This is a genomic window from Castellaniella sp. UC4447_H14, from assembly GCF_052978285.1.
The window spans coordinates 577,739-596,420 of sequence record NZ_CM129666.1 but is presented as its reverse complement, the minus strand read 5'-3'; the positions used below and the strand labels follow the sequence as shown (position 1 = coordinate 596,420).

Here is an 18,682-nt window from a genome sequence, read left to right as displayed (position 1 = left end):
GCAGCGTCACAGCCCGCCGGGCGCTGGCAGCGATCCCGTTCCGCACTGGCCTCGATGGCGCAGTGCGTGATCCATGAGCACAATGGCGAGGAGCGCCTCGGCAATGGGCGTGGCGCGGATGGCGACACAGGGATCATGCCGCCCCAGCGTCTGTACCAGGACGGGCTCGTTGGCCTTGTTCACGGAATGGCGCTCAATCCGGATGCTGGAGGTGGGTTTGATGGCCAGCGAGACGTTCAGCGGCTGGCCGGAGGAAATACCCCCCAGGACGCCACCGGCGTGATTGCCCAGGAAACCGTCCGGGCTGAGCTCATCGCCATGTTCCGATCCCCGCATGGCAATGCAATCGAATCCCGACCCGATGGACACCCCCTTGACCGCATTCAGGCCCATCATCGCATGGGCGATGTCGGCATCCAGCCGGTCGTAGATAGGCTCGCCCCAGCCGGCGGGCACGCCTTCGGCGACCACCTCGATACGGGCTCCGATGGAATCCCCGTCATGGCGAAGCTGATCCATGAAAGCCTCCAGTTCCGGCACGATGCCGGCATTGGGTGCGTAGAATGGATTCTGCTCGACGGAATCCCACGACTCGAAGGGAATCCGGATGGGCCCAAGCTGGCTCATGTAGCCGCGAATGACGACCCCGTGTTCCTGCTGCAGCCATTTGCGCGCGATGGCGCCAGCCGCGACTGTGGGAGCGGTCAGCCGCGCCGAGGATCGGCCGCCTCCTCGAGGATCGCGGATGCCGTACTTCTTCCAGTAGGTGTAGTCGGCATGGCCGGGCCGGAAGGTCTCGGCGATATTGCGATAGTCCTTGCTGCGCGCATCAGTATTGCGGATCACCAGGCTGATCGGCGTGCCAGTGGTCTGTCCTTCGAACACGCCCGACAGGATCTCGACTATGTCCGGCTCGCGGCGCTGGGTGACGTGGCGCGAGGTGCCAGGGCGGCGGCGGTCCAATTGGATCTGTATATCCGATTCCGCCAGCGCCAGTCCCGGCGGGCAGCCGTCCACCACAGCGCCAATGGCCGGCCCGTGAGATTCGCCGAAATTGGTCACGCGAAACAAGGTACCCAGGGAATTGCCAGCCATGGTCGATATGCGGTGGGGAGTACGAATAACCCCTGCATTATGACACTTTCAGGAAGAACAACTGACCGCGACCACGGGCGTGTCAGCTTGCGGCGGCAGGGCAAAGGGCTCGCCATCGTGATGGGGCTCGTACGGCGCCTGGAGTATCCCGAACAAGCGGTCCAGAGGCAACACATCGCCTTGCTGGGCCGCCATGATCACTTCCTGAGCCAGGTGATTGCGCAACACGTAGAGCGGATTGACGGCATCCATGGCGCGCCGACGGGCGCCCGCGTCCCCTGCATCACCGGCCAGCCGGGCCTCGTACCGATCCAGCCAGACCTGCGCCGCGGCGGGGTCCTGGAACAGATCCAGCCAGGGACCCGCGTCCTGAAATGCAGACGCCAGATATCGGAAGGCCAGCGTAAAGTCCGCATGCTGGGTCTCCAGCAGAGCCCACCAGTCATTCGCCAGGGTCGAGTCCTCCGCCCGCCAGGCCGAAAGACCGAATTTTTGCATCAAACCCTCGTGATAGGCCTTGAGGAACTCAGATTCGAAAGGTTGCAGGCACGATTCCAGCGACGGAATGTCACACCCCAGGACGTGCAGGCTTTCGGCCAGCCGGTATAGATTCCAGCGCGCCACGCCGGGCTGCGCATTCCAGGCATAGCGCCCATAGGTGTCGCTATGGTTGCAGACATGGCCGGCCGAAAACCGGTCCATGAAACCGTACGGGCCATAATCCAGCGTCAGCCCCAGGATGGACATATTGTCCGTGTTCATCACGCCGTGGCAGAAACCCACCAGTTGCCACTGTGCCATCAATCGGGCCGTACGCCGCACCACTTCCGTCAGGAGCGCCAGGGCCGTGCCCGGAATATCCCGCGCGCCAGCCGCTCCGACCCAGCAGCTCGGGTAAAAGTGTTCGACCACATAGTCCAGCAGCGCTTGTTGCTCGTGGTGAGACCCGGCCCAGTGCTCGAAATGCCCGAAGCGGATGAACGACGGTGCCACCCGGGTGACGATCGCCGCCGTTTCGGGGGTTTCGCGGATAACCCGATCGTCCGACGCCACCAGCGCGAGTGCCCGGGTCGTCGGGATGCCCAGCCCCGCCATGGCTTCGCTGGCCAGATACTCTCGAATGCTGGAGCGCAGCACCGCCCAGCCGTCGCCCATGCGCGAATAAGGCGTACGCCCTGAGCCCTTGAGCTGGATCTCCCATGTGCCGCTTGCATTGGACACATCGCCCAGCAGGTGCGCGCGCCCGTCGCCCAATTGGCCGGCCCAGACGCCAAACTGATGACCGCTGTAGACCGTCGCCAGCGCACCCGCGTCCGGCGCCAGCTCTCCGGCGCCCGAACACAGGGAAAGAAAAGCGGACCTTTCGCAATCCGCCTCGTCCAGACCCAGCAGTGCGGCCACGTCAAGGTTTGCGTGCAACAGGCGCGGAGCGGTGAGCGCACGGGGCCTCACGCGGGAATAAAAATCGGAAGGGAGAGTGGCGAACCCGCAGCCGATCCGCGCACCTTGAAACAGGTCAACCATGCCGCGCCGCCCGTTTGGCGGGCCGCACATACAGCACCGCGCCCACGTAGAGCCCCAGGGACAGGACGACTTCCAAGCCTGCCAGTGCGGCCGACACGGCCGAGATATCCGACCAAGCCCGTACGACACCTTCCATCAGATACAGCAGGCTGAGCATCGCCGTCCACTGCAGGGTGTACAAGCTGCCCTTGAGCACGCCACGCACCGCAAACACCAGCGGTACCGCCTTCAGTGCCAGCAGCGTCCCGCCGGGACGTAGAGGGGCCCACCAGAGTTCCCATCCTACGCACAGGACAATGAGCCCCATCAGGCTGCCCGCCGCCAGCGTCCGCCAGCCGCGGCTGAGTTTTGCTTCCATGCTGATATTATGACCTGAAACCCTGATCGGAAACAGCGATGCGACAAAGCCCTGCTTCTTCCGTACAGTCCGCTGCCGCCGTCCGGCGCGCCCGAGTGCTGGACGTCCTGCGCTTCGCACTGGACTTCGCCGCCCGCCGCAAGCTCCCGCAGGTCGCCTCCAGCCTGACCTTCACCACGGTACTCGCCATCGTGCCTCTGCTGGCCGTGGTGCTTGCGCTGTTCACGGCCTTTCCCCTGTTCGGGCAGTTCCATGGGGCGCTGGAGACTTTCCTCAGCGAAAGCCTGCTGCCGCCCTCGGTGTCCGACACGATCATGCGTTACCTGAACCAGTTCGCGGCCCAGGCTTCCGGGCTGACGGCGGTGGGCACCGCATTCCTGGTCGTCACCTCGGTCCTCCTGATCATGACCATAGACGCGGCCTTCAACGACATCTGGAACGTAGTCCGCCAGCGGCCACTGCGTCAGCGGCTGCTGGTGTACTGGGCCATTATTACGCTCGGGCCCATCCTCGTGGGCGCCAGTCTCTGGGCCACGTCCATCCTCGCACGGGAATCGCTGGGCTACATCGGCAGCCTGTCCGAAGGGCTGGGCCTGTTGTTGAGGCTCGTGCCCTTCACCGTATCGGTGTTCGGCTTCACTGGACTCTTCATGTTCGTGCCCAACTGTCGCGTGGGGTGGCGCGACGCGCTCATGGGTGGCCTGGGCACCGCGGTGGTCCTTACGATCATGAAGGCCGGGTTCACCTGGTATCTCACCCGCTTTCCGTCATATACGGTCATCTACGGCGCCTTTGCGACCCTCCCGATCTTTCTGCTCTGGATCTATTTCTCCTGGTTGGTCGTGCTCATGGGCGCTACCGTTGCCTCGCTGCTGCCGGCGATCAGACTGCACCGCTCGATTCGTCAACGGCGCGCCGGCGAACAAATCACCGATGCATTGCGAATTCTGCAGCTTCTGGGGCACGCAAGAAGCTGCCAGCCGCCCGGCCGCAGCCTGAACTTTCTGGCCCGACACCTGCGCGTGCACTCAGACTTGCTGCGCGACATTCTCGCGGCGCTCTCCGATATGGGCTATGTCGTGCCAACGCCCCAGGATGAGCACTGGGTGCTGGCGTGCGACCCCTACACGACAGACATAGGCGCGCTGGTCGGCAGACTGCTCTTCGATCGCACGCAGCCGGGGCTGACTCCGGCCGTGGCCCAGGCACTCGCCGACACACTGAACGGCGCACCTCCGACGCTGCAGGCGCTTTTCGAGGCCGACGCTTCCGTGCTGCCGGAGGATGATGCACAATAGGCAAAACTGGGCGCATGGTCGCGTCAAAGGGGCTCACGATGCTGAAAGTCAATGAAATCCTGCGGGTGAAGGGGCACACGCTCTATACCGGAACCCCCGACATGATGGTGCGCGACGCCATCGCATCCATGAGCCAGCTCGACATCGGTTCGCTGGTGATCATGGAACACGGACAGCTCGTCGGCATGCTGACCTTCCGAGAGATCATGAATCATCTGGATGCCCATAACGGCCAATCGGGTGACTACACCGTGCGCAGCATCATGGACGATGCCCCGGTCAGCGTGACACCGAACACGGACGCCGATGAAGTACAGCGGCTGATGCTGGACAAGCATGCGCGCTACATCCCCGTCATGGACGGTCCGACACTGATGGGTGTGATCTCGTTCTACGACATGGCACGCGCCATCGTCGAGGCCCAGCAGTTCGAAAACGACATGCTCAAGGCCTATATCCGCGACTGGCCGTCGGATATGTCGGAGCCTGCCCGAAAGAACTGAGCAGACCACCGGCGGAGATCCATTCCCGCCGGTGCGTTCACGCCGGCAGCGCCGCAGCCCACGCTTCCCGCAAAATTTCCGGGCCCCGAACCTTCAGCAGCCGGGGATCGGACAGCAGGCGCCGCCAATGCCGCGCACCAGGGCGTCCGGCGCGCCACCCGAGAATGCCGTGGACCAGGACATGCAGAGGAACACCGGCTGCATGCTGTTGACGGGCATATGCCAGAAATGCCTCCAGCACATCCTCATCGGTTCGGGCAGCGTCGGCCGGAACCGGCGCCTGGTCCAGTTCGGCCAGTATCTCGGGGTGATGCCAGGCGGCGCGGCCCAGCATGACGCCATCCAGCGCCTGCATCCAGTGACGACATTCGGCGGGGTCGATCAGTCCGCCATTCAGGACAATCGTCGCCTCCGGAAAATCCCGCTTCAGGTTCTGCACATCGGCGTAGCGCAGCGGCGGAATCTGACGGTTCTCCCTCGGCGAGAGACCGTTAAGCACGGCATTGCGCGCATGCGCGATAAAGACGCGGCAGCCCGTTTCGTAGATAGCGCCCACAAAATCCCGGACGAAATCATAGGACTGATCATCACCCAGCCCGAGTCGGTGTTTGACGGTCACCGGCACGTCCACGGCATCTTGCATGGCCCGGACACAGTCTGCCACCAGCCGGGGCTCGGCCATCAGACAGGCACCGAAGGCACCTTTCTGGACCCGGTCGGACGGACAGCCGCAGTTCAGATTGATCTCGTCGTAGCCCCAGCGCCGGCCCATGCGGGCGCACTCGGCCAGCGCCTGGCGGTCGCTGCCGCCGAGTTGCAGCGCCACAGGATGCTCGGCCGCGTCAAAATCCAGATGGCGCGCGGGGTCGCCACGCAGTAGCGCTCCGGTAGTGATCATCTCGGTGTAAAGACGTGCGGAAGGCGCCAGCAGGCGGTGAAAATAGCGGCAGTGACGGTCCGTGACGTCGATCATGGGCGCCACGCACAACCGCCAGGACGAAGACTGAGACATGATGGAATTCCGTAGCGAAACGCCATTTTAACGAACCGCAGACGAAGGACTGGGAGCGTCCCGGGCGGGGGCGGTCCGGCACGCCAGCCATTTAGTCTAAAATTCACTGCTGACCCACTTTTGCCCGGCCCGCCGGGCCGTTCGACGCTCCCATGGCCGTCTTCACCTCCGTCTCGGACGACAACGCCCGTACCTTGCTGCAACGCTACGACTTGGGCGAACTCATCACGCTGAGAGGCATCACGGCCGGGATCGAAAATACCAATTACTTCCTGGACACGAATCGAGGTCACTACGTGCTCACGCTGTTCGAAGTGCTGAACGCCGATCAACTGCCGTTCTACATCGAGCTGATGCACCACCTGGCCTTGCGCGGCGTCCCTGTGCCGCAGCCTCAGACACTGAAGGACGGCACGCGCCTCACTGCGCTCAACGGCAAGCCGGCCGCCATCGTCACGCGCCTGTCGGGCGGCTATGAACCCGAGCCGAGCCCCGCGCACTGTGCGCTCGCCGGCCGCACCCTGGCGCAGGCTCACCTGGCGGCCCGAGACTTTACGATTCACCAGGATAATTTGCGCGGCCTGGCGTGGTGGCAAGCCACCGCGCCCTCGCTCTATCCCTTTCTGGATGACGGGCAGGCCGCACTGCTGCGCCAGAGTCTGGAGGAACAGACCAGCCTTGCGGCCGGCCGGCCGGCGTCCGCACTGCCATCGGGGCCGTCGCACTGCGATCTGTTCAGGGACAATGTACTTTTCGATGGCACTTTCGAGTCGCCCCACATGGGCGGCTTCATCGATTTTTACTTCGCAGGGTGGGATGCCTGGCTGTTCGACGTCGCCGTCAGCGTCAACGATTGGTGCATCCAGCGCAACTCGGGCGCTTTCGTCCACAAGCGGCTGGATGCGTGGCTCCGGGCCTATCACGACGTGCGGCCCTTCACGGATGAAGAGCGCGGCGCTTGGCCCGCCATGTTGCGCGCCGCGGCACTGCGCTTCTGGATTTCACGCCTGTACGACTTCCACGTGCCTCGCCCGGCGCAGACGCTGAAACCCCACGATCCGCGCCACTTCGAACGAATCCTCAGGCTGCGCAGCGCACAGCCCGCACCGGCACTGCCCGGCTGACCAAGATGCAAGCCACCATATTGCCGATGAGCGCCGGCTGGTCCTGGATCCTCCAAGGCTATGCGCTGTTCCGGCGCCAACCCATGGCCATGCTGTTCTGGAGCGTTGCGACCAGTTTTCTCATCAACATAGGATCGATGATCCCCATCCTGGGGCAGATCGCCTTGGTAGCGCTCACGCCTCTGCTGACCTTCCTGACGCTGTGCGCCTGTCGCAACCTCGAACGGAACGTCCGCTTGCTGCCAGCCCTGTGGCTCCAGCCGCTCAAGGGTACGGGCGTCGCACGGCCGTTGCTCAAGCTCGGCATGGCCTATCTGGCGGCCACGTTTACGGCGGCCGCCATCGCGACCATGCTGTTCTGGTCGGACTTGCTGGTCACGCTCGAACAGCAGGCGGACAAGCCCGACTACGCTGCATTGTCCCATGCCATGACCGGCCCCTTGATCGTTTTTGGTCTGTTCTATGTCGTGATCTCGGCGCTGTTCTGGCATACCCCGGCACTCGTGGGCTGGCACCGGCTGCCCTTGCGACGGGCCCTGTTCTATTCCATGGTCGCGTGCTGGCGCAACAAGCTGCCTATCGTCAGCTACGTGGCGAGCTGGGCCGCGCTTTACTTCGGCTTCCACTGGCTGATCGAGCGGCTGGCTGAGGCGGGTATCGCGGGGTCCACTCTGGGGTGGATCGCCCTGCCGGTGGATATCCTCATCACCGCCCTGCTGTACTGCAGCTTCTATCCCATCTACACCTCGATCTTCAAGGCTCCCCCGGCATCCGACAGCACGTCGGACCAGCCCGGAATGGAGCAATAACCGGGCGGGAATTCGAACACTCCCCAGGCCTGCAGGCACATGCAAGCCCGGCGCGGGGGCAGACGCCGAACCACGCGCACGGGTTCACCCGTGGTCGTGACGAACACCACATCGATCGGTCGACTCAGCGCCAGGGTCTGCACGGCACGACAGCGAGGCAGCCAAAGTGCCCAGGATTGCGCGTCCCAGTCGTCCCACGCGCACACGCCGAGCAGGCGCTGTCGAAAGGTCCGGGCAATCCGGATCTTCAGGCGTCCCGCAGTCACTACAGCCCCGACTGGAGAAGCTTCACGGCCACCGGGAAACCGATGACCAGGAAGGTGCAGGGAAAGATGCACAGCACCATCGGAAAGAGCATGCGAACGGGCGCTTCCAGCGCCAGCTTCTCGGCGCGCAGGAAGCGTTCGCTGCGCTGCTGGGCCGACTGGGCTCGCAACAGCGGCCCCAGGCTCATGCCCAGCCGATCGGCCTGCGCCAATGTCAGTACCAGACTGCGCACTCCGGACACATCCGTGGTCTCGGCCCATCGGGCCAGCCACTGGGACCGGCTCATCCCAGTGCGCTCAAGCGCGGCCGCATCGTTCAGGCTGTCCCGCAAAGGTCCCGCCGGCGCGTGGCGCGCTACCTGCTGAAGGGCTGAAGGAAGGCTCAAACCGGCCTCGACGCAAAGCGTCAGCAGATCCAGCATGAAGGGCAGCTCGCGCATCATGACAAGCTGCCGCCGCCAGGCCGAGCGCCTGAGCCAGCACGCCGGCCACGCATAACCCAGCGCACCCCCCGCTGCGCTGACAGCCAGAAGCCACGACGGCGGCACATCCGAGACGAGGCCGCTGCCCCCCAACAACAAAGCGCCCCCGGCCGCCAGCATCAATCGCGCGGCAAACCATTCGCGGGCTGACCAGCGGGCTCCCAGACCCGCGCGCGTACGCCAGCGCTCGAAGGTACGGCGCATGTGCCACGTCACGAACGGCGCGCACACTGGAGACAGCGCGCACACCCAGGGCCACCAGAAGGGTGGCTTCGATTCCGTCGTTCCGGAGCCCTTGTCCGGATAGGCTACCCAGGGATGGCCCAGAAGCCAGAGCCACAGCGCCACGGACAACGCGGCGGCAGTCAGACCTGTCCAGAACATGACGGATACTCCTGATAGGGGGCCCCATGCCGAATACGGACCGGTTTCAGACTTCGACCGCAACGACGCGCCGGATCCAGACGGTCCCCAGGCATTCGAGTACGAAGATGAGCAGCAACACCGCCCAACCCAGCGCCGTGGACCAGAGCCGATCCATGGCCTCCGGCTCCAGGCGCGAGAGCACGAGCAGCAAGAGGATCGGCAAGCCGGCCATGATGTGACTCTGCATGCGGCCCTGAGCCGTCAGCGCCCGGACCCGACCCAGCCAATGCTGGCGTGCACGCAACGTCTGAGCGATACCCTCCAGGGTGTCGGCGAGGCTTCCACCCGTCTGAGCCGCGATGGACAAGGCCGAAACCACCAACCCGCAGGATTCGGTCGGCATGCGTTCGCGCAGCTTCTGCAGCGCGTCCTGGAATCCCAGCCCCAGGCGTTGCTCGCGTAGCATCAGGCCAAATTCCTGCGACAGCGGAGGCAGAGCCTGCGTCACGATGTGCCGCAGCGCCGGCTGAACGCCCGCGCCAGCCCGCAGCGCGCCGGCCAGTGCCTGCACCAGGTCCGGAAGCTGCGCGTCGAACTGCTGCTCACGGCGCCGCTGCAGAGCGCGCAACGCGAGCCTGGGGAACACAAGCAAGCCGCCCAGCACGGGCACCGCCAGCCAGAGACTGCCGCCCAACCAGAGAATCGCCAGCGTCAGAAGCGCACCGGCCACCCACGCCGCGAGCCAGAGACGGCCTTCGTCCAGAAACAGAAACGAAGCATCCAGCGTCCGCCGGGCGTCACGCCGCACTTGGTCATCGAATGCCATCCAGGCTCGCCACATGCGTCCCAGGACCAGCCACGCCAATAGCGCGGCCGCTGCTGCGGAAAACAGGATCGTCAGCATCAGCCACATACGGCATCCTCCCGTGGCAAACCGGTCGGCAGACTCGCACGCCCTTCGTTGACCGTGCGCTGCACGAACCAGGCCATATCCGGCGCGGCACCGTTGGAAAAGCCGCTGGGCAACAGGCCGCATCCGGTGAAAACAGCCGGCGGTCCCGACTCGCCGACGAAAAGCTCCTGCATCTGGATGCGCCCGGCCTCCAGACCCGTGACTTCGACGATAGCGCTGACCATCCGCCGGCCGTCGGCCACCCGGACCAGTTGCACGATGAAGTCGACGCTGGCGGCAATATGCTCCCGCACGGCCGACAGCGGAAGATCCATCCCCGCCATCAGGATCATGGTCTCCAGGCGCGACAGCGCATCGCGGGGGCTATTCGCATGCAAGGTAGTGAGCGAACCTTCGTGCCCGGTGTTCATGGCCGCCAGCATGTCGAACGCCTCCCCACCCCGGCACTCGCCCACCACGATGCGATCGGGGCGCATTCGCAAGGCGTTGCGCACCAGATCGCGGATCTCGACCCGCCCGCGACCCTCCAGATTGGCCGGACGCGCCTCCAGGGCCACCAGATGAACGTGGTCCAGACGGAGCTCCGCGGCATCTTCGATCGTGATGATGCGCTCGCCGGCCGGAATGGCGTTCGACAGGACATTCAGCAGACTGGTCTTGCCTGAGCCAGTGCCTCCGGAGACGACCAGGTTCCTGCGATGCCGCACGCAGTGTGTCAGGAACTGCCCCATGGACTGATCCAACGCCCCCGTGGTCATCAGGTCTCCCAGGGTCAGGCGCCGGGAGGGGAATTTGCGAATGGTGAGACTTGTGCCCCGCAACGCGATGGGTGCGATCACGGCATTGACTCGCGAACCGTCAGGCAGTCTTGCATCCACCATTGGCGCGGCATCGTCGATTCGCCGACCCAACGGCGCGACGATGCGGTCGACAATGCCCAACACGGCCTGTTCGCTGCTGAACGTGGTGCCCGCAGGCACCAGGCGACCAGCGCGCTCGACAAAGATTTCATCATGCCGATTGACCATGATCTCGGTTACGCCGGGATCCATGAGCAAGGGCTCCAGCGGACCCAGTCCGACGGCCTCATTCACCAGATCGGTGACCAGGACAGCGGGGTCCAGTGCGCCATCGAGGCCGGGGTCGGCGGCAATCAATTCGCCCAGCACGGCGGTGGCCTGAGCCCGCAGGGCGGCGTCGCTCATATGGCCGATATCCTGCCGGCGTAGCTGTAGCGCCGCGATCAGGCCGTCGTGGAGCCGCTTGCGATGAGCCTTCCAGGCTGGAGACGCCGAGGACTTGCCACCGGCCACGGCTGCGCCTGTGTCCGGGGCTGCGGTCCCGATATCGACCGTGAGCGCCTCCGCCCCCGGAACCGGCTCCTGAATAGCCCTCGGTACTGACGACGCCGCCGAATCCGGCACACGTGCCGGGACGGGCACGCCATCCGCTTCGGCCGTCGCACCTTGCTTCACCAGCAGGTCCGACGCCAGCACCCGTATCTGGCACGGTCCGATCACCAATTCGTCATCCGGCTGAAGCGGGCCATAGGAGGCAATTCGCTGGTCGTTGACCGCCGTGCCGGTAAGCGCTCCCAGGTCTTCGACCCACACGCCATCCTGGCGCCACCCCAGGCGGGCATGGTGGCGGGCGACCCGCCAGCTACGCAACACGAGGCCGCATGATGCATCACGGCCAATCAGTAGCGGCAATGCATGATGCTCACGCCGCTGACGCCCATCTTCGAAGGTCAGCGCCAGCTCCACACACGCCGGGGCTGCAAACCGCTGAAAACCGGATTCAGGGATCATGAGGTTTCTCCTGGGTTGAACCGCGCCACTGGGACCTGTGGTCCCCTGCCCTGGGATTCCAGCCAGTGCCCCGCCCGCCTGTCGGTGCGGGCCGTCCGGCGCGAAGGGAATTCATGATCTGGGCGGGAACGGGAAACGCCCCCCTCACGACAGACCGCGTGCGATCAACACGCGTCTGCAGGGCCTCATGATCGGCACCGGCCAATACGGGCGTCACCAACACGACCAGCTCGGTTTCATGGCGTTGAAAGCGCGTCGATCGAAAGAGCGCCCCCAGAATCGGAAGCGCCCCCAAGCCGGGCACGCGATCCACGTTGTTCGCCGTATCGCGCGACAGGAACCCCGCCAACGCCAGCGTCTGGCCCGAGCGTACGTTGAATTCCGTTGCGGTGCGCCGCGTCTTGAGTGATGGACCTCCCGGCACCGACAGCGACGGGTCGATCGAGCTGACCTCGACTTCGATGCGAGAGCGGACGGCTCCGCTGCGCTCCACGGATGGGGTGATCCGCAGCGACACGCCGTATGGCTTGAACGAAGTCTGTGTATTGCCATTGCGGTCGGTCGTCGCGTAGGGCACCTCGCCCCCGGCGAGAAACTCCGCAGTGGCGCCGCTGCGGGCAAGGAGCTGCGGCTGCGCAAGCACGACGGCCTGACCCTCCTGGGCCAGCAGATTGATCTGTGCCGACAACAGTGCGTTTACCCCGAAGTAGGCGGCAGCCGGTGCGGTCGGAAATGCCAGTGGCAAGACCGTTTCGCCGGGCCGGTCGGCAAAACGGCGCGAGCCGGCGTCCCACCCGAGGCCCGCGGACAGCCCACCCGACGACGCAGGAGTCCAGCGCACACCCAGCTCCCGCAACAGGCTCCTCGGAAGCTCCACGACCTGGACGTCCAGCAATACCATCTGATCCCATCCCACGGTTCCTGTGAAATCCAGCAACTGCGGATAACGACGGCCGAGCTCGGCGAGCCGCTGCCGGTCACTGTCGGAGATCTCGTCGCCTTCAACCAGCAGTTTGTCGCCCAGCGAAGTGACGCGCGCTCCCCGAATCCGCTCGAGCACCGTTCGCAGCTCCTCGTGCAATTGCCGTGTGCCTTCGGGCGTCACCTCGACAACATAGCGATGCTGCTGGCCATCCGCCGTCCATGCCTGCAAGGTGCTGGAACCCGCCTGGCGGGCGAACACGATCACTTCACGATCATCGGTGCTCACCGCATTCAGAACCTTGCCGTCGCCGACGGCTACGCGTGCCACTCCCGGGATGCCGAGTACCCGCACGTCACCGACTTGCAAGAGGAGAGGTGTCTCCGGCGCGGTCGGCGTGGCATGCGGCGACGGCGGCGCGAAGGCCAGAGTCAGCAGCACTGCCGCTCGAGCCAGGAGCGTAGGCCCGTCGGACCTGCGCGATCGGCGAGGCGCTCTGGAACATCGTTCACGCGGCGTCATCGTTCGTCCCCCTGCAAAGGCACGGCGGCCTGTTCCGGAATGTCGGCAGTACGAACGGACGCCGGAATCTCCGGAGCCTGCAACGCTGCAAGCAGCCCATCCGCCACCCCCGGCAGATCGAACCAGCCGTTGGGGGGTCGCGAGGGTGGATTGGCAGCGGACGGCAGCGCGCGCGCGTCCGACGCGCCATACAGAATCACCGGCCGCCGGCGCGCGGGCGGCGGCGGATTGGATAAGCCCAGCAGCGCGGCCAGGTCGCCCCGCATCGCGCGGCGATCCGGCTGGGCATCGTCGGGGTGCCGCAGAATCGCCGTCAGCGTGCCGCCCTGTCGGGCGGCCACCAGCTTGACGACGTCTTCGGGCCCGGCATCCAACGTCACCGTGGAATAGCCCTCTCCCCCGGTCTCGGCCATCCGTGTCTCCCGCCCCGTCGCCAGCACCAGCATGCCCTGCAGCAACGGCGCCGTCAGCCGCTTGCGCTGATGATCAAAAGACACGTACAGATCGATCAGATCACCGGGTTGCAGCAAGCCCGACAAAGAGTTCACCTGATCGACTGGAAAAGTGATCGCCCTGCGGCCGGGCGCGAGCTGCGTCGAGAAGGCCGATTGAGGCCGCAAGGTATGTACGGGCAGCACTGCGTCTCCAGCCCGCAAGGCAGTGGTCAGTACCAGTCCCTCGAGCTCGCCATGGCGCACGGCCGGCAACGTGTCGCTGCCCACCCACTGTGCGGGGAAGCTGCGCACGGCCAGCTGATCGGGGACCAGCCGCGTCCCCGCCGGGAGGTCGCGAGCCGCGACGATACGCTCGACCATCGGCACATGAGCCTGGGCGGCCAGTTCGCGCTCGCGTGCCTGCAGATGCAGCGCCAACGCCCCCGCTGCCAGTGCACCGGTCAATGCCGCCAGACCGGCCAGAATGGCCGTACGAGACATGGCGAAATTCAGTGCTTTCATGGGCGAGACTCCGATACACGATGCCAGAAGGTCAACACGATCCGCGATGGGTGAACTTCAGCCAACACCGAAAGCTCGGCCCCCGAAGAATGCCGCCAGTCGCGCGCCAACGGCCCGGAAGCCGATACAACCCCATCCTTGGGCTCCCAGTGCGCCATGCGCAGCCGCCGGCGGAGCTGACCCAGTATCTGTCGCTCCGATCCCCGACACTCGACCCGAATGATGGACGCCGCAACGGGATCGCGGGAAGCCATTCGGAGCACCGGAGCCGAACCGCAGGGCACCAGGATTCGCGCGTCAAAACGTTGGGGCCCCCGCTTGTCGTTTCCGGGCATCAGGCTCGAGACCAGGCCGGTTGTCCGGACGGATGTCCCTCCGAGGTGAGCTATCCAGTGTTCCCCGATCGGCATGCCCGACAGCCATAGGGAGGATCCGACGACCTGCAACCGCACGAAACGCGGCGGCGACAGGGAGGCCAGGCGCCTGGCCGCGTGATCAGGAGCGATCGACGCCTCGAAGTGCTGGAGCCGGACACGGACACCGGAGAGGTCATACTCCTGGGGTCGAGACCAGATCCAGGCAGGGTCGCGGATTTGCTCAGCCATATTCCAGGTCGGGGCAGCCCCCGTAGGAAGCCCCGCCAGAAGGCCCAGTAAAGCCCCGACGAAGCGTCCGACCGTTTCGAAGCGACGCGGAACGGCAAGCATACGGTTGATCGTCATGGTCGACTCCAGGGGCGCAGGCGCCCGGCGGGGACTTCGCCCGCCCATGCACTGAGCCAGTCCCAGCCGGGATGTGCCCTGCCCCAGGCTCCGTCCAGCCGTTGCAGGCGCCGCTGGAGCGCCTGCCCCTCATGTCGCGAAACATCCGTCAACCGCCCCCATGCCTGCGTACTGTTCGCCAGAGTTTGCTGAACGGTCGCGTCATCGCGGGCGGCGCCACTGCCCGCGAGGATCGCGGTTGCGCGGTGCAGATCCAGTCCGGCACGGTCAAAATCATGCAGCGCGCCCCCGGCATGCCGTCCGGAGCCCGTGCTGACGCTGACACCTGCGCGCCAGACGCGAGCATTCCCCAGTCGCAACTCGGTCCGCCACTGCGCCGCTGCTGCGACGTCATCGCCAGGCTGGCGCGAAGGCTGCAGCATCAGAGATTCCAGGGCCGCATGGACGGACAGCTTGTCATAACCGGTGGCCGGACCCCGATCCCCCTGATGAACCAGACTGTCCCCCCGGCGTGTGCGCCATTCGTGTCCAGGCGATGCCAGATATCCGTCCACACCGGTCCACAAATCATCCGGCTGCAATCCCTGATGAGCGTGGCCAAAGGCCACCCGCCGACTGGCATGCTGAAGCTGCAGTCCCACATCCTGTAATCCGCCCAACCATATGCCGCCAGCCACCAGGCTGCCCAGCACGCCAGCCACGACCAGCCCCTCGATCACAGCCTGTCCGTTTTGCCAGCCACCCTGCCTGACAGGAACTGCGCGATTCTGGCGCAAACGATCGATCCGCATGGTGTGCTCCGCGTCAGGGGGCCAGGCCGGCGGCGAGCCTGGCATGCCAATACGGATGAAACAGGTTCGGGACCTCACGCAGTCCGTCCGGACGCCGAGAGGGCCGCACGAAGTGGCTTTCAGCCGCACTGCGAGCATGCAGAATCCCGCCTTCCGGCCCTGGCAGTGTGAGAGTCACCACAAAGCCCGAGGCGGCATCGTCCGTCCCGCCGGGCGCCACCTCTTCGTAGGCGGCCAGTCCTGTGGAAGCCCAGTCCTGTTGGTCCCGAACGGCATAGGAGTTACCCAGCGGATTGGCCTGGCCATCCAGCAGATCCCACTGCGTCGCCGCCCGGACCCAACGCCAGAAATCCTGCTCCGAGAAATTTTCCGGGGGCTCATCCGTGTAATAGCCTGGTGCGACTGCCCCACCCTGCGCCGGAATCCATGCCCAGCCCATGGCATATTCGCGGTAGTAACAGCCTATCCAGCGGTTCGAACGCAAGGCATGAAAGGACTGCGTGTCGCCGGACTGCCAGCGGCCATTGGCGTCCAGGTCCGTGGCGCCCCGGCGCCGGAGTTCATGGCGCAGCACGGGGCACCGCGGATCCACAGCCCAAGTGTTGCGGACCGTGCGGTTGCGCGGACCAAGATAGGGATAGAAATCCGCCAGGCGCCGCACGAATTCGAAAAGCGCGGCATCGGGACCGTGTGTCCGCACCAGGCTGCTCCAGCCGTCGTCCTTGACGTGCAGATCAAAGAGCGCCGCAGGACGTTCCGGATAATGGGACGACAGCACGGCCTGCATGGCGGCCTCGCGGGCCTGCGGCAAACCACGCACCAATGCCCGCGACAAGTCGCGCAAATGGCCGTGCATGAATGCATCATGCGCGGCCCACGCCCGTCCCGGCCCCCCATCGGCGCCAGCGTGCGGGGCCAGCCCGACGGCTTCGGATGCAGCAAGATAGGCCCGGCCATGGTCCGCCCCAAACAGCATGCCGATCAGGTGAGCGGGCGGATTGGCCTGCAACAGCCGATCGGCCTGTGTGCCGCCAAAATGCGCCCAGCTACCCAGCGTGACCAGATGCGCCATGGCGATCTGATGCGCAAGCTGGGCGCGATTCACGTACGCCAGAAAATTGAGCGTTCGGGCCTGCACCAACGCACCGCTGTACGCCGCCGCGTCCAGCCCATGCACCAGACGCGCCTTGCCGGCGATCACCTGGCCGACGGCAAAGTAGCGCAACCAGGCCAACGCCAGGACGGCGGCCAGCAGCATGCCCAGAACCAGGACCTGTCCCTGCTGCGCGCCGGGTCCATGAGAGAGGTGCCGAGCCCAGGGAAATGCCCTGTCCGCCGCCATCTCATTGCCCCGCAGCGGCGTTGCCGGTAAAAGACTTCAGCGATTTGGCGGCTGTTTGAGCCGCTGCGGATTCTGCCGCCGACTGGGCGGCTCGGGACTGTTCGGACCCGTCTTCGCCGGCAATCTCGCGCGCCATGGCCGCCGTCTGCGACCGGATCACCTGGCCGAAGAGCTGGTAGACGGCGATGGCCGCCACCGCAACCAGGGCGACGACAATGACGTACTCGACCATGGCCTGGCCGAGCTGGGACGTAGTACGATCGGGGCCGGCTGCAGGCGGGCGCAAAGCGCGCACGCCGCCGCCCGAACGACGGGCACGCAACAATGAAAGGGACGACTGAGTCATGGCCGGGCTCCGGGTTCCAGTGATGGACCCAGTGTGCCCCAAGCACGACTCCGCAACTATTCGCGGATTCCGAGCTGGCTCAAAGCATCCGGGGAGCCTTGACCCCCCGGGAATCAGCTCAATCGATACGGAGACGCAGGCGGCCCAACCCCTGGATGGAAGCATCCAGATGGTCGCCCGACACGACCGCGCCCACACCGGCCGGAGTGCCGGTGAAGAGCAGGTCGCCCGGCTGCAGCGTAAAGAAGGTCGACAGGTCGGCGATGGCCTCGGGAACCGACCAGATCATGTCAGAAAGGTCGCCCGATTGGCGCACCTCGCCGTTCACCGACAGAGTGATCGGGCCAGACGCCATCAGGCCAGTGTCCTTGACCGCATGCAGAGGTCCGATGGGCGCGCTATGATCGAAGCCCTTGCCCGTCTCCCACGGGCGACCCGTCTTCTTGGACTCCGCTTGCAAATCGCGGCGCGTCATGTCCAGGCCAATTGCAAAACCCCAGATGCTGGCGGCGGCCTGCTCGACGGTCAGATCGTGGCCGCCGGCGCCCAGCGCCACGACCAGTTCGACTTCATGGTGCAGATTATGCGTGACCGGCGGATAAGCCAGAAGGCCTTCGGAGCCCTCGGCCACATTGAGGACTGCGTCCGCAGGCTTGGCGAAGAAAAAGGGCCGTTCGCGGCCCGTGTCACCCATCTCGCGAGCGTGATCGGCGTAGTTTCGTCCGACGCAGTAAATACGGCGCACCGGGAACCGGGCGCTGGATCCGTGCACCACCAGAGAAGGTGCAACGGGGCGGGGAATGACGGTTTCATCCATTTTGCATCTCCAAGTCTCCCGGCTCGCTGAACCGGGGCAGCGACAAAAATTTATGGGTGGGGCCTGACCAGCATCCGGCCCGTTCGGTCCTCAGGACCGGCCGGACGAGATACTGTCCTCAAGCCTTGTGGGCCTTCGCGTACCGTTCCGCAGACGCAAGGATCTCCTGCTGGGCGGCATCAAGCCCCGCCCAGCCCTGGACCTTGACCCACTTGCCTTTTTCGAGGTCCTTGTAGTGCTCGAAGAAATGCTGGATCCGCGCCAGATCCTCGGGCGGCAGATCGGACGTCGACTCAATCGAGCGATACGGAGGATAGAGCTTGTCCACCGGACGCGCCAGCAGCTTGGCATCCTTGCCCGCCTCGTCTTCCATGTTCATCACACCCAATGCGCGGCACCGGATCACGCTGCCGACAGCCACGGGAAACGGCGCCATCACGAGTACGTCGACTGGATCGCCGTCCTCGGACAGCGTATCGGGGATATAGCCGTAATTGCAGGGATAATGCATGGCGGTCATCATGAACCGATCCACGAACACGGCGCCGCTGGCCTTGTCCACCTCGTACTTGACGGGATCTGCGTTCATGGGGATTTCGACCACGACATTGAATTCTTCCGGCAGCTTGGTGCCGGCCGGCACACGATCTAGACTCATGAAATTCCTCGGGAATGATGCGATAAGGTAAACGAAATCGGGGCG

The 18,682-nt window shown here is 65.2% G+C and carries 20 protein-coding genes; 4 read left to right on the top strand and 16 right to left on the bottom strand.

Features of this window, described 5'->3' with window-relative positions:
* Positions 1–6 precede the first annotated feature (6 nt).
* From aroC to ACVCMJ_RS02970, 3 genes are read right to left on the bottom strand one after another with little or no spacing between them, the layout of a single operon-like run.
* The gene (gene aroC, locus ACVCMJ_RS02980) at positions 7–1,095 is read right to left on the bottom strand and encodes a chorismate synthase (RefSeq protein WP_447079974.1); all 1,089 of its coding nucleotides are present in this window, start codon (positions 1,093–1,095) and stop codon (positions 7–9) included.
* A 48-nt stretch (positions 1,096–1,143) separates the two neighbouring features.
* A complete protein-coding gene (locus ACVCMJ_RS02975; protein WP_447079973.1) occupies positions 1,144–2,619 on the bottom strand; it encodes a protein adenylyltransferase SelO in 1,476 nt (491 codons plus the stop codon).
* The gene (locus ACVCMJ_RS02970) at positions 2,612–2,977 is read right to left on the bottom strand and encodes a DUF2069 domain-containing protein (RefSeq protein ID WP_447079972.1); all 366 of its coding nucleotides are present in this window, start codon (positions 2,975–2,977) and stop codon (positions 2,612–2,614) included. Before ACVCMJ_RS02970 ends, ACVCMJ_RS02975 begins: the two co-directional genes overlap by 8 nt.
* Before the next feature lie 38 nt (positions 2,978–3,015).
* Here ACVCMJ_RS02970 and ACVCMJ_RS02965 point away from each other — a divergent pair, with 38 nt between their 5' ends.
* Together ACVCMJ_RS02965 and ACVCMJ_RS02960 are read left to right on the top strand one after the other, a co-directional pair.
* Complete coding sequence (locus ACVCMJ_RS02965; RefSeq protein ID WP_447079971.1) at positions 3,016–4,275, top strand: YihY family inner membrane protein; 1,260 nt, start codon at positions 3,016–3,018, stop codon at positions 4,273–4,275.
* A 38-nt stretch (positions 4,276–4,313) separates the two neighbouring features.
* Entirely contained in the window at positions 4,314–4,778 is a 465-nt protein-coding gene (locus tag ACVCMJ_RS02960) for a CBS domain-containing protein (protein ID WP_447079970.1), read from the top strand.
* A gap of 37 nt (positions 4,779–4,815) precedes the next feature.
* On the opposite strand, the gene dusA is transcribed toward ACVCMJ_RS02960, so the two are convergent.
* Positions 4,816–5,790 carry a tRNA dihydrouridine(20/20a) synthase DusA gene (dusA, locus tag ACVCMJ_RS02955; RefSeq protein ID WP_447079969.1) on the bottom strand — a complete coding sequence of 325 codons (975 nt, stop codon included), beginning with the start codon at positions 5,788–5,790 and terminating at the stop codon, positions 4,816–4,818.
* Between the two features lie 152 nt (positions 5,791–5,942).
* Between dusA and ACVCMJ_RS02950 the strand changes: the two genes are divergently transcribed.
* Both ACVCMJ_RS02950 and ACVCMJ_RS02945 read left to right on the top strand, forming a co-directional pair.
* Entirely contained in the window at positions 5,943–6,914 is a 972-nt protein-coding gene (locus tag ACVCMJ_RS02950; RefSeq protein ID WP_447079968.1) for a homoserine kinase, read from the top strand.
* Between the two features lie 5 nt (positions 6,915–6,919).
* Positions 6,920–7,723 (top strand): BPSS1780 family membrane protein, encoded by an 804-nt coding sequence (locus ACVCMJ_RS02945; RefSeq protein WP_447079967.1) that lies wholly within the window; start codon positions 6,920–6,922, stop codon positions 7,721–7,723.
* Here ACVCMJ_RS02945 and ACVCMJ_RS02940 read toward each other — a convergent pair.
* The 12 genes from ACVCMJ_RS02940 to ppa all read right to left on the bottom strand — a co-directional run bounded on the left by ACVCMJ_RS02940 (position 7,654) and on the right by ppa (position 18,637).
* Positions 7,654–7,989 (bottom strand): hypothetical protein, encoded by a 336-nt coding sequence (locus ACVCMJ_RS02940; RefSeq protein ID WP_447079966.1) that lies wholly within the window; start codon positions 7,987–7,989, stop codon positions 7,654–7,656. The genes ACVCMJ_RS02945 and ACVCMJ_RS02940 overlap by 70 nt on opposite strands.
* Entirely contained in the window at positions 7,989–8,855 is an 867-nt protein-coding gene (locus ACVCMJ_RS02935; protein WP_447079965.1) for a type II secretion system F family protein, read from the bottom strand. Before ACVCMJ_RS02935 ends, ACVCMJ_RS02940 begins: the two co-directional genes overlap by 1 nt.
* Before the next feature lie 46 nt (positions 8,856–8,901).
* Positions 8,902–9,750 (bottom strand): type II secretion system F family protein, encoded by an 849-nt coding sequence (locus tag ACVCMJ_RS02930; RefSeq protein WP_447079964.1) that lies wholly within the window; start codon positions 9,748–9,750, stop codon positions 8,902–8,904.
* On the bottom strand, positions 9,741–11,561 hold the full coding sequence (locus ACVCMJ_RS02925) for an ATPase, T2SS/T4P/T4SS family (protein WP_447079963.1): 1,821 nt from the start codon (positions 11,559–11,561) through the stop codon (positions 9,741–9,743). The genes ACVCMJ_RS02930 and ACVCMJ_RS02925 overlap by 10 nt, the downstream gene beginning before the upstream one ends.
* On the bottom strand, positions 11,551–12,924 hold the full coding sequence (locus ACVCMJ_RS02920; protein ID WP_447079962.1) for a type II and III secretion system protein family protein: 1,374 nt from the start codon (positions 12,922–12,924) through the stop codon (positions 11,551–11,553). Before ACVCMJ_RS02920 ends, ACVCMJ_RS02925 begins: the two co-directional genes overlap by 11 nt.
* Before the next feature lie 77 nt (positions 12,925–13,001).
* The gene (gene cpaB / locus ACVCMJ_RS02915) at positions 13,002–13,961 is read right to left on the bottom strand and encodes a Flp pilus assembly protein CpaB (RefSeq protein ID WP_447079961.1); all 960 of its coding nucleotides are present in this window, start codon (positions 13,959–13,961) and stop codon (positions 13,002–13,004) included.
* A complete protein-coding gene (locus ACVCMJ_RS02910) occupies positions 13,958–14,683 on the bottom strand; it encodes a hypothetical protein (RefSeq protein ID WP_447079960.1) in 726 nt (241 codons plus the stop codon). The genes cpaB and ACVCMJ_RS02910 overlap by 4 nt, the downstream gene beginning before the upstream one ends.
* On the bottom strand, positions 14,680–15,474 hold the full coding sequence (locus ACVCMJ_RS02905; protein WP_447079959.1) for a hypothetical protein: 795 nt from the start codon (positions 15,472–15,474) through the stop codon (positions 14,680–14,682). Before ACVCMJ_RS02905 ends, ACVCMJ_RS02910 begins: the two co-directional genes overlap by 4 nt.
* A gap of 13 nt (positions 15,475–15,487) precedes the next feature.
* Positions 15,488–16,816, bottom strand: coding sequence for a hypothetical protein (locus ACVCMJ_RS02900; RefSeq protein WP_447079958.1), 1,329 nt, complete (start codon positions 16,814–16,816; stop codon positions 15,488–15,490).
* A gap of 1 nt (position 16,817) precedes the next feature.
* Positions 16,818–17,048: a hypothetical protein gene (locus tag ACVCMJ_RS02895; RefSeq protein ID WP_447082648.1), complete on the bottom strand. Its 231-nt coding sequence runs from the start codon at positions 17,046–17,048 to the stop codon at positions 16,818–16,820.
* Between the two features lie 232 nt (positions 17,049–17,280).
* Positions 17,281–17,979 carry a fumarylacetoacetate hydrolase family protein gene (locus ACVCMJ_RS02890; protein ID WP_447079957.1) on the bottom strand — a complete coding sequence of 233 codons (699 nt, stop codon included), beginning with the start codon at positions 17,977–17,979 and terminating at the stop codon, positions 17,281–17,283.
* Positions 17,980–18,097: 118 nt separating this feature from the next.
* Positions 18,098–18,637 (bottom strand): inorganic diphosphatase, encoded by a 540-nt coding sequence (ppa, locus tag ACVCMJ_RS02885; RefSeq protein WP_447079956.1) that lies wholly within the window; start codon positions 18,635–18,637, stop codon positions 18,098–18,100.
* Positions 18,638–18,682 lie beyond the last annotated feature (45 nt).

Coding starts and splice junctions, on each gene's coding strand:
- ACVCMJ_RS02930 (WP_447079964.1), bottom strand. CDS start 9,750: ATGTGGCTGATGCTGACGATCCTGTTTTCCGCAGCAGCGGCCGCGCTA.
- ACVCMJ_RS02945 (WP_447079967.1), top strand. CDS start 6,920: ATGCAAGCCACCATATTGCCGATGAGCGCCGGCTGGTCCTGGATCCTC.
- dusA (WP_447079969.1), bottom strand. CDS start 5,790: ATGTCTCAGTCTTCGTCCTGGCGGTTGTGCGTGGCGCCCATGATCGAC.
- aroC (WP_447079974.1), bottom strand. CDS start 1,095: ATGGCTGGCAATTCCCTGGGTACCTTGTTTCGCGTGACCAATTTCGGC.
- ppa (WP_447079956.1), bottom strand. CDS start 18,637: ATGAGTCTAGATCGTGTGCCGGCCGGCACCAAGCTGCCGGAAGAATTC.
- ACVCMJ_RS02935 (WP_447079965.1), bottom strand. CDS start 8,855: ATGTTCTGGACAGGTCTGACTGCCGCCGCGTTGTCCGTGGCGCTGTGG.
- ACVCMJ_RS02895 (WP_447082648.1), bottom strand. CDS start 17,048: ATGGTCGAGTACGTCATTGTCGTCGCCCTGGTTGCGGTGGCGGCCATC.
- ACVCMJ_RS02965 (WP_447079971.1), top strand. CDS start 3,016: ATGCGACAAAGCCCTGCTTCTTCCGTACAGTCCGCTGCCGCCGTCCGG.
- ACVCMJ_RS02900 (WP_447079958.1), bottom strand. CDS start 16,816: ATGGCGGCGGACAGGGCATTTCCCTGGGCTCGGCACCTCTCTCATGGA.
- ACVCMJ_RS02950 (WP_447079968.1), top strand. CDS start 5,943: ATGGCCGTCTTCACCTCCGTCTCGGACGACAACGCCCGTACCTTGCTG.
- ACVCMJ_RS02970 (WP_447079972.1), bottom strand. CDS start 2,977: ATGGAAGCAAAACTCAGCCGCGGCTGGCGGACGCTGGCGGCGGGCAGC.
- ACVCMJ_RS02905 (WP_447079959.1), bottom strand. CDS start 15,474: ATGCGGATCGATCGTTTGCGCCAGAATCGCGCAGTTCCTGTCAGGCAG.
- cpaB (WP_447079961.1), bottom strand. CDS start 13,961: ATGAAAGCACTGAATTTCGCCATGTCTCGTACGGCCATTCTGGCCGGT.
- ACVCMJ_RS02925 (WP_447079963.1), bottom strand. CDS start 11,561: ATGATCCCTGAATCCGGTTTTCAGCGGTTTGCAGCCCCGGCGTGTGTG.
- ACVCMJ_RS02975 (WP_447079973.1), bottom strand. CDS start 2,619: ATGGTTGACCTGTTTCAAGGTGCGCGGATCGGCTGCGGGTTCGCCACT.
- ACVCMJ_RS02890 (WP_447079957.1), bottom strand. CDS start 17,979: ATGGATGAAACCGTCATTCCCCGCCCCGTTGCACCTTCTCTGGTGGTG.
- ACVCMJ_RS02910 (WP_447079960.1), bottom strand. CDS start 14,683: ATGACGATCAACCGTATGCTTGCCGTTCCGCGTCGCTTCGAAACGGTC.
- ACVCMJ_RS02960 (WP_447079970.1), top strand. CDS start 4,314: ATGCTGAAAGTCAATGAAATCCTGCGGGTGAAGGGGCACACGCTCTAT.